Source organism: Ferrimonas pelagia (genome assembly GCF_039543565.1).
Classification (GTDB): Bacteria; Pseudomonadota; Gammaproteobacteria; order Enterobacterales; family Shewanellaceae; genus Ferrimonas; species Ferrimonas pelagia.
Genome location: NZ_BAABJZ010000006.1, coordinates 69,917 through 83,866, shown reverse-complemented (window position 1 = coordinate 83,866; position 13,950 = coordinate 69,917). Strand labels below are relative to the sequence as shown.

14 protein-coding genes are annotated in these 13,950 nt (G+C 58.9%); 9 read left to right on the top strand and 5 right to left on the bottom strand.

Going from position 1 to position 13,950, the window contains the following annotated elements:
- Genes ABEA08_RS02245 through ABEA08_RS02230 form a run of 4 tightly spaced genes read left to right on the top strand, consistent with a single transcriptional unit; the run spans position 1 to position 3,010 of the window.
- Complete coding sequence (locus ABEA08_RS02245) at positions 1–1,272, top strand: amidohydrolase family protein (protein WP_345332877.1); 1,272 nt, start codon at positions 1–3, stop codon at positions 1,270–1,272.
- A 51-nt stretch (positions 1,273–1,323) separates the two neighbouring features.
- Positions 1,324–1,686 (top strand): Rcs stress response system protein RcsF, encoded by a 363-nt coding sequence (gene rcsF / locus ABEA08_RS02240; protein ID WP_345332875.1) that lies wholly within the window; start codon positions 1,324–1,326, stop codon positions 1,684–1,686.
- Positions 1,683–2,390: a tRNA (N6-threonylcarbamoyladenosine(37)-N6)-methyltransferase TrmO gene (gene tsaA / locus ABEA08_RS02235; protein ID WP_345332873.1), complete on the top strand. Its 708-nt coding sequence runs from the start codon at positions 1,683–1,685 to the stop codon at positions 2,388–2,390. Before rcsF ends, tsaA begins: the two co-directional genes overlap by 4 nt.
- Entirely contained in the window at positions 2,387–3,010 is a 624-nt protein-coding gene (locus tag ABEA08_RS02230) for an acyltransferase (protein WP_345332872.1), read from the top strand. The genes tsaA and ABEA08_RS02230 overlap by 4 nt, the downstream gene beginning before the upstream one ends.
- 16 nt (positions 3,011–3,026) lie before the next feature.
- Here ABEA08_RS02230 and ABEA08_RS02225 read toward each other — a convergent pair whose 3' ends face one another.
- Entirely contained in the window at positions 3,027–4,616 is a 1,590-nt protein-coding gene (locus ABEA08_RS02225; protein ID WP_345332870.1) for a CHASE domain-containing protein, read from the bottom strand.
- A gap of 173 nt (positions 4,617–4,789) precedes the next feature.
- On the opposite strand from ABEA08_RS02225, the gene ABEA08_RS02220 reads away from it, so the two are divergent.
- The 3 genes from ABEA08_RS02220 (at position 4,790) to ABEA08_RS02210 (ending at position 8,773) form a co-directional block, all read left to right on the top strand.
- Entirely contained in the window at positions 4,790–6,505 is a 1,716-nt protein-coding gene (locus ABEA08_RS02220; protein WP_345332869.1) for a proline--tRNA ligase, read from the top strand.
- A 217-nt stretch (positions 6,506–6,722) separates the two neighbouring features.
- Entirely contained in the window at positions 6,723–7,841 is a 1,119-nt protein-coding gene (locus ABEA08_RS02215; RefSeq protein ID WP_345332867.1) for a patatin-like phospholipase family protein, read from the top strand.
- A 317-nt stretch (positions 7,842–8,158) separates the two neighbouring features.
- Positions 8,159–8,773: a LysE family translocator gene (locus ABEA08_RS02210; protein ID WP_345332865.1), complete on the top strand. Its 615-nt coding sequence runs from the start codon at positions 8,159–8,161 to the stop codon at positions 8,771–8,773.
- Positions 8,774–8,833: 60 nt separating this feature from the next.
- Here the strand turns inward: ABEA08_RS02210 and ABEA08_RS02205 are convergent, their stop codons facing one another.
- Together ABEA08_RS02205 and ABEA08_RS02200 are read right to left on the bottom strand one after the other, a co-directional pair.
- Positions 8,834–9,073, bottom strand: coding sequence for a DUF3389 domain-containing protein (locus ABEA08_RS02205; RefSeq protein ID WP_345332864.1), 240 nt, complete (start codon positions 9,071–9,073; stop codon positions 8,834–8,836).
- The gene (locus tag ABEA08_RS02200; RefSeq protein ID WP_345332862.1) at positions 9,070–9,501 is read right to left on the bottom strand and encodes a hotdog fold thioesterase; all 432 of its coding nucleotides are present in this window, start codon (positions 9,499–9,501) and stop codon (positions 9,070–9,072) included. Before ABEA08_RS02200 ends, ABEA08_RS02205 begins: the two co-directional genes overlap by 4 nt.
- A gap of 139 nt (positions 9,502–9,640) precedes the next feature.
- Between ABEA08_RS02200 and ABEA08_RS02195 the strand changes: the two genes are divergently transcribed.
- Positions 9,641–10,114: a DUF2947 family protein gene (locus tag ABEA08_RS02195; protein ID WP_345332860.1), complete on the top strand. Its 474-nt coding sequence runs from the start codon at positions 9,641–9,643 to the stop codon at positions 10,112–10,114.
- Positions 10,115–10,164: 50 nt separating this feature from the next.
- On the opposite strand, the gene ABEA08_RS02190 is transcribed toward ABEA08_RS02195, so the two are convergent.
- Positions 10,165–11,397 carry a GGDEF domain-containing protein gene (locus tag ABEA08_RS02190; protein ID WP_345332859.1) on the bottom strand — a complete coding sequence of 411 codons (1,233 nt, stop codon included), beginning with the start codon at positions 11,395–11,397 and terminating at the stop codon, positions 10,165–10,167.
- 159 nt (positions 11,398–11,556) lie between these two features.
- Here ABEA08_RS02190 and ABEA08_RS02185 point away from each other — a divergent pair, with 159 nt between their 5' ends.
- On the top strand, positions 11,557–11,775 hold the full coding sequence (locus ABEA08_RS02185; RefSeq protein WP_345332858.1) for a YgdI/YgdR family lipoprotein: 219 nt from the start codon (positions 11,557–11,559) through the stop codon (positions 11,773–11,775).
- Positions 11,776–11,838: 63 nt separating this feature from the next.
- Here ABEA08_RS02185 and tkt read toward each other — a convergent pair whose 3' ends face one another.
- Entirely contained in the window at positions 11,839–13,839 is a 2,001-nt protein-coding gene (gene tkt, locus ABEA08_RS02180) for a transketolase (protein ID WP_345332856.1), read from the bottom strand.
- Positions 13,840–13,950 lie beyond the last annotated feature (111 nt).

The following is a 13,950-nucleotide window of genomic DNA, read 5'->3' as shown; positions in this document are numbered from 1 at the left end:
ATGCTTGCTCGACTGCTTGTTGTATCGCTCTGGCTCGGTGCCACTGTCGCCGCCCAGGCTTCCGAACCGCCATCTCAGAATGTGGCCACAACCCTGCTCCGCGGCGCCACCGTCCACACCGGTCAACAGACGCTGCCGCACACCGATGTGTTGATAAAAGGGGAGCGGATCGTCGCACTCGGACGCAAGTTGGAGGCACCGCCACACAGCCAGATCATCGATCTGACCGGGCAGCACCTCTACCCCGCGCTGATCGCCCTCAGTGTCCAGGCCGGACTGAAAGAGATAGGCATGGTACGCAGTACCGTGGACAGCCACGAAGTGGGGCCGCTGAACCCTCAGCTCAAAGCCAGTACAGCCTTCAATCCGGACTCGGCGATCCTACCCACATTGCGAGCCAACGGGATCGGCTATATCCAGACCACCCCCCAAGGCGTGCTGTTGGCCGGACACTCTGCCCTGATCAGTCTCAGCGGCTGGAACCTGCGGGATCGCCTGATCCAAGCCGATAGCGGCCTTCACCTCTACTGGCCAACCATCAGCGCCGATCAACGCGATCCCAAACAGCACCGTCACGCCATGGCGCATTACCACCAACAGCACCAACGACTGCTCAAAGCCTTCGACGATGCCCAGCGCTATCGCCTTGCGCTCGAAGCCGGCCGCTCCCCAGTGCAAGACACCCGCTGGCATGCCATGTTGCCGGTACTGCGTGGCAAGGTGCCCTTAATGGTCCACGCCGACGACAAACGCCAGATCCTGCATGCCCTGTCACTGGCGCAGCAACACCAGCTCAAGCTGATCCTGATCGGCGGCTACGACGCCTATCAACTGCAGCATCAGCTGCAACAGGCGCAAGTACCGGTGATCTACACCCACGCCACCGGCCTGCCCAAACGGGCGGACGAACCCTACGATCTGCCTTATCAGATCCCCAGCTTGTTGCATCAAGCGGGGATCCCCTTTGCCCTCGCCTGGCCCGGCAGCTGGGACAGTCGCAGCCTGGCCTTCGCGGCCGGTCAAGCCGTAGCCTATGGCCTGCCCAAAGAGATCGCGCTCGCGGCCATCACCCAACGACCAGCCCAACTGCTTGGTCTGCAGGAACTGGGTGAGATCAAACCCGGTGCGGTCGCTAGCCTGGTGAGCAGTCGAGGCGATCTGCTGGACATGAGCACCGCAGGCGTCCATCGGATGTGGCTGGCTGGCCAACCGGTTGACTTGGATAACCGCCACAGTCGGCTTTACCGTAAGTACCAGCAGCGGCAGCGGTAACCGGGAAAGGCTGATACAATCGGGCTATTTGTGATAGCCCGATGGAGCCCCATGCGCCTGATCCCTGCCCTCTCCCTGCTGTTGCTCGCCGGCTGCAGCACCGATCTCAGTTTTTCCAGTAACCTGGATAAAGACAATTTCGACGACTATTTTGCCGCCGGCCAAGTCAAGCTACTCGATACCATCCCCCCTCAGGCCAAACGCTTAGGCTTGGTGGAGGGGCAAAGCTGCCAGAGCGGGCCGCAATATCCGATCCCGACCCCAGCTGAAGCCCGCACCGATCTGCGCAAACAAGCCGCCGCCCTCGGCGCCAATGCGGTACAGCTCCAACTGTGTACCGAGCTGGAGCCCGGTGACAACGGCTGTCTGGCCAGCATGGTGTGTTACGGCGAGGCGCTGGAGCTGCCCCAATGAGCCATTCTCTCGAGCCGATCGCGCTGTGCCGCTCACCCTACAAAGAGAAGTTTGCCATTCCACGCCAGCCCAATCTGGTGCCCGCCGCCATTGGCCGCCTAGAGCTGCAGGGCGACTGCAACCGCGCCGAGTGCCTACGCGGTCTGGAGCAGTTTTCTCACCTGTGGCTGATCTTCAGCTTCCATCAAAATCTGGCACAGGGCTGGAAGCCGATGGTGCGCCCGCCCCGCCTGGGCGGCAACGCACGGATCGGCGTATTCGCCAGCCGCGCCACCTTTCGCCCCAATGGCCTGGGCATGTCCGTGGTCAAACTGCACCGCATCGGCCAACAGGGCAAACTGCATTTTGTTGAGATCGCCGGGCTGGATCTGCTCGATGGCACCCCCATCTACGACATCAAGCCCTATATCCCCTACTCAGATGCGGTGCCCGAAGCGGCCGGTGGCTATGCCAGCGAAGCCCCCACCCCGATGCCGATGCAGATCCTGCCGCAAGCGCTCGCCGCCATGGCGGCGGCGGAGCAAGCCCACCCGGGCTTTACTCAATTGGCCGAGCAGGTGCTCGCGCAGGATCCCCGCCCCGCCTACCAGGCGAACGCAGAGCCGGATGAAGCGCGCGAGTATGGCGTCCGCCTGCACGATCGCGATCTGCGCTGGCAGGTACGCCAAGGCTGTAACTGTGTCACGGATGTGGTGGCGCTATGAGTACGCCGGAACGCAGCGAGCGGTTACGCGAACAGCACAAGCGCCGACTGGCCTGGATGCCCGGCCTCTACTATCGACTCAAGCCCAAGCACCTGAGTTGGGCAGAGCCATGGCAGCAAGCGCTGCAGCAGGCAGTAAGCGAGGTGGAAACCGTTCGCTTTGGCCAGCACTGCTTTATCGCGCCGGATCTGGCGCTGTTTGCTGAGCCCGGACGTGATATTGAGATCGGCGATCGCTGCATGTTCGCGGCGGGCAGTTTCCTCCACGGGCCGATCCAGATCGGCAACGAAGTCAGCATCAACCACGGCTGCAGCCTGGATGGTGGTCGGGCCGGGATCCGGATCGGTGATCAAACCCGCATCGCCCACGGCGTGTCGATCTACGCCTTCAATCACGGCATGGCACTGGATCAACCGGTGTATCAGCAAGGCGTCAGCTCGAAAGGGATCGTCATAGGCAAAGATGTCTGGATCGGAGCCCGGGTCGGGATCGTCGATGGCGTGACCATCGGCGATCATGCGGTGATCGGCATGGGTGCCGTCGTCACCAAAGACGTCCCACCCTATGCCAAGATCGCCGGCAACCCAGCCCGGGTGATCGGGGATCGACGCACGCCTTAGCCGTTTCTGCGCCAGCTCAGGCGGGCTGATCCAGCGGCTGGATCGCAGGGCGCCCGCCGTAACATACCACCTGGTTGCGACCGTCGGCTTTGGCTCGATACAGCGCCTGATCCGCCAGCTCCACCAGATGTTTGGCTTCCCCCTTGCCCCCAGGTACCAGCGTGGCCACGCCAATACTGACCGTCACCACACCCACGTCGCCGCCAAATTCATGCTTGATCTGCTCGGCCATCACCGCCTCACACAACCCTCGGCCTAACACGGCGGGGTTCTCACTGGATTCGGGCAGGATAACAGCGAACTCCTCACCGCCATATCGCGCCAACATATCTCGGGGCCGATTCAGCCTCTTATGCAAGGCTTTAGCAATGTTGCGCAAGGTCTGATCCCCCGCCCGGTGGCCATAGTTGTCGTTGTACGCCTTGAAGTGATCCACATCGAGCAGCATCAAACACAAGGGTTTGCCCGAGCGGGCCCCTGCTTTCCATTCCTGCTCCAACCAGAGATCAAATTGACGACGATTGGCCACCTCCGTCAAACCATCGGTCAACGACAGCCGCACCAGCTTTTGATTGGCAACATCCAACTCTTCGGTACGCTCCTGCACCAAACGCGCAATGGCTTGATTGCGTCGTAACAGTTGAAACACGGAAAAAGCGATCAATAACGTCGCGAGACATCCGCCCGCGCCAAGGAAGAACGGCAGGTAACTCATCTGCTGGGTGTAGTAATGCCGCTGTGGCCGCGCCTGTAAGCGCCAATGCCGCCCCCCGACATTGTCGATCATGATATTGACCGCATGAGACGCCATCTCATCGGAAAACTCTCCCACCGTCATCAACACATCAACATTGCCGGAATCATCGATCAACTGATAATCGATCAGGCTCTGCTCGCGACTGAAAAAGCCGGAGCGGAGCATATCTTCAATACGGAAAACCCCGGTAACGAAGCCTTGCAAGAATTCCTGGCGACGCTTCAGTGTATTGGGTAGTTGACGGTAGATCGGCAGCAACACCAACACCGCTTTCTGCGGCTCTTTATCCTGAACCAGCGCTATCGGCGGACTCGCGACCATCTCGCCACTGTCACGGGCACGAGTTAATGAGGCAAATCGACTCGGCTCGGAGCCCAGATCAAACCCAAACGCCTTTTCGTTGGTCACCATGGGTTCGACAAAGTAAACCGGATAATACCAACTGCGAGGGCGGGCAGTGATCATCCCGCCACTGTGGCGCTCGGTAAAGGTAAAGCCCGGCTGGCGATCATGCCAGTCCCGCTCCATCTGCTCGCGCTGTGCATGGGCGATCTTCGGCACCCACTCCAACGCCTTAATCTCACGATTTCGCGCTAGGATCCCCTCGGACGCCGCAGCAAACTCATCCCGGCTAACCGATTCCGAACCTAAAAACAGCACAGATAGCTGATGCAGAGTGTCAAACGAACTTCGGATCCGCCAACGGACCACGTCCGCTTGGATCTCGACATTGTGGCGCAGCTCATCCTCCAGCACTTGCCGGTCTTGCTGATATAAACGGTGTGCCAAAGACAAAAAGAGAGCACAGCCAGCAATAACGGAGAAGAGAAAAACCAGCAGACGTTGCATTGCATCCTTGCTTGCGGGGTCCCTATGTACCCAGATCCTAGGCAATTCCAACGCTTAGCGCCAACTCTTTCGTTATAACGAAATTCCGCCCCCCAAGCTCGTTGATGACGTAGACTTGTGGCGCCGGACTGATAAAATAGACGGCTGATTTTTTCCTAGGTGAATGACCGCACATGCGTACCAGCCAAACTCTGATCTCCACATTGAAGGAGACGCCATCCGACGCCGAGATCGCCAGCCATCAGCTGATGCTCCGCGCCGGGATGATCCGCAAACTGGCCTCCGGCCTCTACTCTTGGTTACCCAATGGCCTGCGCGTCCTGCGTAAGGTGGAAAACATTGTGCGCGAAGAGATGAACCGCGCCGGTGCTGTAGAGACCTTGATGCCGGTGGTTCAGCCAGCCGATCTGTGGCAAGAGACCGGTCGTTGGGACGACATGGGTGCCGAAATGCTGCGCCTGAAGGATCGTCATCAGCGTGATTTCGTGCTGGGTCCAACCCACGAAGAGGTGATCACGGATATCGTCCGTGACGAGATCAAATCCTACAAGCAGTTGCCGATCAACCTCTACCAGATCCAGACCAAGTTCCGCGATGAGCGCCGCCCACGCTTTGGCGTAATGCGCGCCCGCGAATTCACCATGAAGGACGCGTACTCCTTCCACCTGGATCAGGCCACCATGGACACCACCTATCAGTCCATGTACGCCGCTTACTGTCGCATCATTGAGCGCATCGGCCTGGCCTACCGTCCGGTTCTGGCCGACACCGGTGCCATCGGCGGCAGCCACAGCCACGAATTCCAGGTCCTGGCACAAAGTGGCGAAGACGCCATCGCCTACAGCACCGAAAGCGACTACGCCGCCAATATCGAAAAAGCCGAAGCCGCTGCGCTTGGCCAACGGGGTGAGCCGACTCAGGCCATGACCCTGGTGGATACCCCGAATGCCAAAACCATCGACGAGCTGGTTGAGCAACACGGCATCGCCATTGAGCAAACCGTGAAAACCCTGATCGTCCATGCCGCGGAAGATCAAGAGTCTGAGCTGATCGCATTGATGGTACGTGGCGATCACGAGCTCAACGAAGTCAAAGCGGAAAACCTGCCACAGGTGGCCAAGCCGCTGCAGTTTGCCAGCGAAGAAGCGATCCGCGCAGCCATCGGCGCAGGCCCTGGCTCACTGGGTCCGGTTGAGCTCAAGCTGCCACTGATCATCGATCGCTCTGTCGAAACCCTGAATGATTTCGGCGCCGGCGCCAACATCGATGGCAAGCACCACTTTGGCATCAACTGGGAGCGCGACGTCGCCCTGCCAGAAGTGGCCGATCTGCGTAACGTGATCGCCGGTGATGTCAGCCCATGCGGCCAAGGCACATTAGAGATCGCCCGCGGCATCGAAGTGGGTCACATCTTCCAGCTGGGCACCAAATACTCCGAGTCCATGAACGCCACCGTTCTGAACGAGCAGGGCAAAGCGGCACCGCTGATCATGGGCTGTTATGGCATTGGGGTTTCCCGCCTGGTGGCCGCTGCCATTGAGCAGAACCACGACGCACGCGGGATCATCTGGCCGGAGTCTATCGCCCCGTTCCAGGTCTCCATCATTCCGATGAACATGCACAAATCCCATCGGGTTGCCGAGTTGGCTGAAAAGCTGTACGCCGAGCTGACCGCGAAAGGCATTGAGGTGTTGTTCGACGACCGCAAAGAGCGCCCAGGCGTGATGTTTGCCGATCACGAGCTGATCGGGATCCCGCACACCATCGTCATCGGTGAGCGCGGCATTGACGCCGGCAACCTGGAATATAAGTCGCGCCACACCGGAGAAAAGCAGGATGTGGCCACTGACAGCGTGATTGAATTTATTCAAGCACAGCTGAATCAGTAAATACTCCCAGCTCCAGACAACCGGCCTATCAAGGCCGGTTTTTTTTGCCTTGGCAAAAGTGGCAGGTGACACTCCGCGAACCGATCCGCATGATGATCTCACCCTGGTATTGAAGCACTCACCATTTGGTCTGCCCGTTCGCCGGTGTTCCCACCGGCTTTTTTTCTCCCCGATACTTCACCATACTAGGATCAACATTGATTAATTAAAGAGCAGCATGGCGCAACCGGACCCAGCCAGATATGGACTTCAACTCAGCGGCGGCGGTGCGCGCGCGGCCTATCAGGTCGGAGTGCTTAAAGCGATCGCCAGCTTCTACCCGCGCAATCACGGACTCCCCTTCCCGATCCTCTGTGGCACCTCGGCTGGCGCGATCAACGCCGTCTCCTTAGCCTGCTACGCCAGTTGCTTCCATCTCGGCGTCCGCAAGCTCGAATATGTCTGGCGTCATTTTCGCACCGCCCAAGTGTACCGAGCCGATCTGGCCGGTGTGGGCCATCAGCTTCTGCGCCTACTGTACCGCCGCAGCGCCCGCCCCCCAGCCCTGTTTGATAATCGTCCATTGGCCGATCTGCTCACTCGGATCATGCCGCTGAGCCGACTCGACCGCCATATCGAGCAGGGCTATTTGCATGCCATTACCCTATCGGCGACCCGGTACTATCACCCCTGCTCGGTCAACTTTTATCAGGGAAATCCCCACATCGTACCTTGGCAACGGGCCCGGAGGGTGGGACAGCCTGGCCAGATCACCATCGACCATTTGATGGCCTCCTCGGCGATCCCCATGGTGTTCCCGTCGGTTCGGCTGGACAACGATCACTATGGCGATGGCTCGGTGCTGCAACTGTCCCCCCTCAGTCCCCCGATACACCTGGGCGCCGAGCGGATCTTGGCGATTAATCTGGACAGTCCCCATCAAACCTTGCCACTGGAGCGACGCAGGAAGGCGCCGGACAGCAGCGATCTGGCCGGTCACCTGCTCGATACCATCTTCTCTGACACCCTCAACTCGGATCTGGAGCGATTAGAGCGGATCAACCGCTCTTTGGCCCTGATCCCGGAAAAACTCAGGCTGAACCAGCCACTCAAGCAGATCGAAACCTTGGTGTTAAAGCCGTCAGAGGATATCGACGCCATCGCCCGAAGCCATTACCCCTGCCTACCCCGCGCCGTTCGTTGGATGCTCCGCACCATCGGCGTCGACGGTGACAGCGACTCCAGTCTACTGAGCTATATGATGTTTGAGGCCAACTACTGCCAAGAGCTTATCGAGCTTGGCTATCAGGATGCCATTGCCCGCAAGGGCGAACTTCGTCACTTCTTTCGGCTGTAATGCCCATCACCTTCGGTATTGAGCCTTTCCACTGACTGCCAATGGACTTGAGCCAAAACGGCGCAGCGCAACCGAATGCTTCGAAAGCGAGAGGGAATCAAACAGAAGAGCGCTGCTGATTTGGGCAAAGACTTGATGTGGTTAGCCGTTCGCGAAAGCGAGTTTGCTGGGGACAAACGTGCCCGTCATCCGCCCGTCCCTACCGATAAGCTCAGTGCTGTCACTCCCCTATCCACCCGCAGCGGGCTATAGTGCTTTGCGCTGCTACCACGCTCTGCCATAATCGCGCGGATCTTTCTCAGCTGCGAATACCATCGATGATCGACACCACCACCTTAGCCCTGTTTATCCCCACCTTCTTTGCTGTCTCCATCACCCCGGGGATGTGCATGCTGCTGGCGCTCAGCCTGGGGATGAGCATCGGCTTCAAACGCACCTTGCCCATGATGGCCGGAGAGCTACTGGGGGTGGCGATCGTATCCTTGGCGGCCGTGCTGGGGATCTCCGCCTTAATGCTCAACACCCCAATGCTGTTTGTTGCCCTGAAGGGGATCGGTGGGATGTACCTTATCTACCTCGGGGTGCAGATGTGGCGCAACCAAGGGCAACTCAATGCCTCTGCATCGGTCGATGATATCAGCGCGCGCGGCCTGTTTGCTCGCGGCCTGATCACCGCCATCGCCAACCCCAAAGGCTGGGCCTTTATGGTCGCCCTGTTGCCGCCGTTCATCGATGCCGCCCGTCCTCTGGCGCCGCAACTGAGCCTGTTGCTGCTGATCATCCTCGCCTGCGAGCTGGTGTGCATGATCCTCTACGCCAGTGGCGGTCATACCCTGCGTCGCCTGCTCAGCAGCCGCAATGTGATCCTAATGAACCGGGTGTCGGGCACATTGATGGCCGGCCTGGGCGTCTGGCTCATGCTGGGCGGCTAAGACGACATAAAACAACAAAGCCGAGCCCTTGGCTCGGCTTGGTGGCGCTTGCCCGCAACATCACCGCGGCCCTTTGATCTCCAAGCCCAACTCCTGCGCCAGGATCGCCATCTGCTCATCATTGTCCAATTTCACCGACCAACTCACGCCGCCGCCAAAACCGGTTACGACATTGGCGATCCCCACGAGCTGGATCGCATCGGCCGCCGCCTGAAAGGTGATGCGCGCCGGGCCATCCAGCCGCACCATCAGCTCATGCGGGTTGGCGATCAAGGTACCTTGCGAGAATTGAAATTTCACACTTTGCCTTTATGTTTGCGTACCGCCATGGTCAGGCGGCTGACGCAGATCAATTGCTCCCGCTCATCGCGGATCTCGATCTGCCAAACTTGGGTGGTGCCGCCCAGATGCAGTGGACTCGCCTTAGCAAAGACGGTGCCCGTACGAACCGCTTTCACATGGTTAGCATTGATATCTAACCCGACACAATAGCAGTCCTTGGGCACGCACAGGTTAGCCGCCATCGAGCCCACACTCTCCGCCAAAGCCACCGACGCGCCGCCGTGCAGCAAGCCTAGCGGCTGGTGCGTGCGGTGATCCACCGGCATGCTCATGGTCAGTGAGTGCTCATCAAACCCCACCACTTCCATCCCCAGTTGCTGCACCATGGTGCCCTCGCCGCGGGCATTAAGCAGCGAAAATTCCAATTCACGTTTCCAGATTGACATGTGAGTTCCTGCGATCGCACCTATTTTTGAACAAGCGCTCAGCATACTGCCATTGACCGCCACATTACAGGGGAATAAGACTCGGCCCCGCTACCGCCCTCAGGTATAGTGTGCGACAAAGTAAGATAGGTTACCCAAGATGAAACACACCGATTTAAGCCAATACGCCTTTAACTGGGTGTTTAACCGCGCTGACATGGCCATCAGTGACCAAGATAAAGCCGCTATCCTGCCGCTGCATCCGACCTACGCCAAACAGATCTGGCTGCAAAATGTCAGCAGCGAAGCGGTAGATCTGGATCGGCTTGAAGACAAGGACTGGCTGAGCCAGGCCGAATTGTGGCCCTTTGATCAACGCTGGGATGACGCGTTCGAATCCGACGACGTCGCGCTGCCCGCCGACATCGCCGGCTACCTAAACTGGGATCCAAAGACCATCGTCTACGTCTGCTACGATCAGGGCCACATCATCGAAACCCGCTATGACGTCTTTAAGCGTAGCTGGAAAGCCTTCCTGTTCGCCGAAGAGCAGGCGCTGGTGATCGGCCGCCGCCGCAATGAAGCCCTATGGTTTATCGATGAAACCACGGTAAAGCTCGGCAAAAAAGCCTAAACGCCAGCGGCATCTCACCTTGCCGCCGGCCGTGACAGCTCAGGAGCCGGTTAGCTGGCCCGCGCCATGCGGATGCAGTTACGCCCGGCTTTCTTCGCAGCATAAAGGGCTGTATCCGCCGCCTTGATCACCCTCTCCGGCACCGGCGCTGCCGAGCTTCGGCACGCCACGCCAAAACTCAGCGTGATCTGCACCGACTCCCCGCCGCCCTTGCCACGCTTGCGTCGCCCGCGTTCGCTGTCCTCATCGCGCCCGTGGGCACGGACCGAAAACGGATACTCCGCAATGTCCTGGCGGATCGCCTCCAGATACGCCTTACATTGCTTAGGCTGTTTGCCGGCAAACACTATGGTGAACTCCTCACCGCCGTAACGGTACACCTGAGCGCCGCCACGCACTCGACTCAGCCGGGCTGCCACCAGTTTCAACACCTCGTCGCCCACATCGTGACCATAGGTGTCGTTAAAGCTTTTGAAATGATCGATGTCGGTCATGGCCAGGGTGTAGCGACGCCCCAACCGCTGCAGTGCGAGATTCAGCGCCCGCCGCCCGGGGATCCCGGTCAGATCATCCAAAAACGCGATCTGATGACCATGCTGCAACACCAACACAAACAACACGATCCCCAGCGCCGCAAACACACTCGCGGCGATCAGCGGCCGAGCGAAGCCCAGTGCCACCAGCATCAAACTAGCGCAGATCAGCATCGCGGCCATGTCCCCACTGTGGCCTCGATAGAGATACAACAACCAAGCCGCGCAGGCGAACATCAATTGCCATAGCACCAACAGCAGAGGCGCCGGACTCATCTGCCAAAACAGAAATGCCCGCGGGCGCATCCACTCATGCAAGGCGAGGCTCAGCTCCGTCGCCTGGGTCAACCCAGCCAACAGCGCCAAACTGCCGAGAAGCAGCGCCCAAGCGAGCCAACCTTTACGATGGAAGGGACCCTGATCGGGCAAAGCAACCAGACCCAACGCGATGGCCGGCCCCAGCAACCCCATCAACCAAAACTCCAGCTCAGTCTGAGGGACACTTAGGCTCGACTGCAATCGAAGCTGTATCAAGCCGTACATCAATGAACTCAGGATCACCAGAAAACTGAGCCGCCCCTGCTGATACACCTGGCTGAGTAGCAAAGCCGCGGCCAACGTCACCCAAGGCAGCCGCTGCAACAAAAACACCTGCTCGGGGTAATACATCACGGTCAATCCCGGCAGCCACAACGCGGCAGGGCACAGCAGCAACAGTAACACCAACAAGGTACGATCAGAGACGCTCACAACGGCCAAACACCTTTCGAAAGACAGCTAAGACTACGATTTATAAACAATTATCAAAGTCTATGGCGACAAAAGAGGCTCGCAGATTAAGCCCAATCACCCCAACCTCTGGTCGCGATTGCCTACACTGATAAAGCGAACAATGACGGATATGCTCTGATGTGTCTTAAATTTGGTTTTCCCCTTCTACTTAGCACGGCCCTGCTGGTCGCCTGCAGCAGCGGCTCCTACATCCTTTCGACCCATGACGGTCGACTCATCGCCACTGACACCAAGCCCAGCTTGAACCGCTCTGCCGGCGTCTACCTCTATACCGACAGTCAGGGGCAACAACAGTCGATCCCTCAAAGTCAGGTGCAAGAGATCATCAAGCGCTAACGTCAGCCAACACAAACAAAAAAGCCCCGCGCAGGCAGGGCTTATCAGAGCGAGAGCGGAAACTTAATCCGCCAGCAGCTCGTTGGCGGTATCGACGATGTTCTCAACGGTAAAGCCGAACAGCTTAAACAGCTCACCGGCCGGCGCAGACTCACCGAAGGTGGTCATGCCGATCACGCGGCCATCCAGGCCCACGTACTTGTACCAGAAGTCGGCGATCAGCGCTTCCACCGCGATGCGGTTAGTCACATCCGAAGGCAGCACGGACTCTTTGTACGCCGCATCTTGCAGATCAAACACATCGGTCGCTGGCATGGACACCACGCGCACCGCTTTGCCCGCCGCTTCCAACTGCTCGGCTGCGGTCATCACCAGCTCAACCTCAGAGCCGGTGGCGATCAGGATCAGATCAGGCTTACCCGCGCTGTCCTTCAGGACGTAACCGCCCTTGGCCACGTTCGCCAAGGTCGCTTCGTCACGTGCCATCGGCGCTAGGCCCTGACGAGAGAAGATCAGTGAGGTCGGAGAATCCTTGCTCTCCACCGCGTGACGCCAGGCCACCGCAGACTCAACCGCATCACACGGACGCCAGGTGCTGCAGTTTGGCGTTTGACGCAAGGAGGCCACCTGCTCAACCGGCTGGTGGGTCGGGCCATCTTCACCCAAACCAATGGAGTCGTGGGTGTAGACAAAGATGGTCGGCTGCTTCATTAGTGCCGCCATGCGTACCGCGTTACGGGCGTATTCCATGAACATCAGGAAGGTCGCGCCGTACGGCTTAAAGCCGCCGTGTAGGGTCATGCCGTTCATGATGGCGCTCATACCGAACTCACGCACACCGTAGTGCAGGTAGTTGCCGGAAGCATCGTCAGCGGTAATGGACACGGAGCCAGACCAGTTGGTCAGGTTGGATGGGGTCAAGTCAGCAGAGCCGCCTAGCAGCTCAGGCAGGACCGGACCAAAGGCATTCAGGCAATCCTGCGACGCTTTACGGGTTGCCACCTTGTTGGCATTGGCTTGCAGCTCGGCAATGTAGCCTTCGACATGGGCGGTCCAGTTGTCCGGCATCTCACCGGCCAGACGACGCTTCAGCTCGACAGCCAGCTCAGGGTAGGCGGCTTGATAAGCGGCAAACTTGTCGTTCCAGCTGGACTCCAGCTCAGCGCCCGCGGCTTTACCGTCCCACGCTTCATAGATGTCCGCGGGTACTTCAAACGGCGCGTGGTGCCAACCCAGGAAGTCACGGGCGGCGGCGATCTCTTCTTCGCCCAGCGGGGCACCGTGGCAATCGTGGGAGCCAGACTTATTCGGGCTGCCGTAACCGATAACGGTCTTGGTACAGATCAGAGTCGGTTTACCGGTCTCTTGTTGCGCCGCTTCGATGGCCGCCTTGATGGCATCCGCATCGTGACCGTCAACCGCCGGGATCACGTGCCAGCCGTAAGCTTCGAAACGCTTCGGCGTATCGTCGGAGAACCAGCCTTCCACTTCACCGTCGATGGAAATGCCGTTGTCATCCCAGAAGGCGATCAACTTACCCAGGCCCAAAGTACCGGCCAGGGAGCAGGCTTCGTGGGAGATCCCCTCCATCAAACAGCCATCACCCATAAATACATAGGTGTTGTGATCCACCACATTGTGGCCATCGCGGTTGAATTGTGCCGCCAGCACCTTCTCAGCCAGCGCCATACCCACTCCGTTGGTGATCCCCTGGCCCAGTGGACCGGTGGTGGTCTCAATGCCTGGCGCATAACCGTACTCAGGGTGACCTGGCGTGCGGGAGTGCAGCTGACGGAATTGTTTGAGATCCTCGATCCCGAGATCATAGCCGGTCAGATGCAGCAAGGAGTAGATCAGCATCGAGCCGTGGCCATTGGACAAGATAAAGCGATCACGATCGGCCCATTCTGGGTTGGCCGGGTTGTGTTTGAGGAAATCACGCCACAGCACTTCGGCTATGTCGGCCATGCCCATAGGGGCACCTGGATGGCCTGACTTGGCCTTTTGTACAGCATCCATGGACAATGCACGGATAGCATTGGCAAGCTCTTTACGGGAAGACATCTCGGCTCCTGGTACAGGTAGTTACGTTGTAGGCGGGGCATATATTCCCCCCTCAGAGACACAGACGCAAATCTGTCACTGAATTTCGTTAATTAATGGTCGAAATTCATA

Bases quoted from the DNA above. Each gene is read 5' to 3' on its own strand.
- ABEA08_RS02245 (WP_345332877.1), top strand. From the start codon at position 1: ATGCTTGCTCGACTGCTTGTTGTATCGCTCTGGCTCGGTGCCACTGTC.
- rcsF (WP_345332875.1), top strand. From the start codon at position 1,324: ATGCGCCTGATCCCTGCCCTCTCCCTGCTGTTGCTCGCCGGCTGCAGC.
- tsaA (WP_345332873.1), top strand. From the start codon at position 1,683: ATGAGCCATTCTCTCGAGCCGATCGCGCTGTGCCGCTCACCCTACAAA.
- ABEA08_RS02230 (WP_345332872.1), top strand. From the start codon at position 2,387: ATGAGTACGCCGGAACGCAGCGAGCGGTTACGCGAACAGCACAAGCGC.
- ABEA08_RS02225 (WP_345332870.1), bottom strand. From the start codon at position 4,616: ATGCAACGTCTGCTGGTTTTTCTCTTCTCCGTTATTGCTGGCTGTGCT.
- ABEA08_RS02220 (WP_345332869.1), top strand. From the start codon at position 4,790: ATGCGTACCAGCCAAACTCTGATCTCCACATTGAAGGAGACGCCATCC.
- ABEA08_RS02215 (WP_345332867.1), top strand. From the start codon at position 6,723: ATGGCGCAACCGGACCCAGCCAGATATGGACTTCAACTCAGCGGCGGC.
- ABEA08_RS02210 (WP_345332865.1), top strand. From the start codon at position 8,159: ATGATCGACACCACCACCTTAGCCCTGTTTATCCCCACCTTCTTTGCT.
- ABEA08_RS02200 (WP_345332862.1), bottom strand. From the start codon at position 9,501: ATGTCAATCTGGAAACGTGAATTGGAATTTTCGCTGCTTAATGCCCGC.
- ABEA08_RS02195 (WP_345332860.1), top strand. From the start codon at position 9,641: ATGAAACACACCGATTTAAGCCAATACGCCTTTAACTGGGTGTTTAAC.
- ABEA08_RS02185 (WP_345332858.1), top strand. From the start codon at position 11,557: ATGTGTCTTAAATTTGGTTTTCCCCTTCTACTTAGCACGGCCCTGCTG.
- tkt (WP_345332856.1), bottom strand. From the start codon at position 13,839: ATGTCTTCCCGTAAAGAGCTTGCCAATGCTATCCGTGCATTGTCCATG.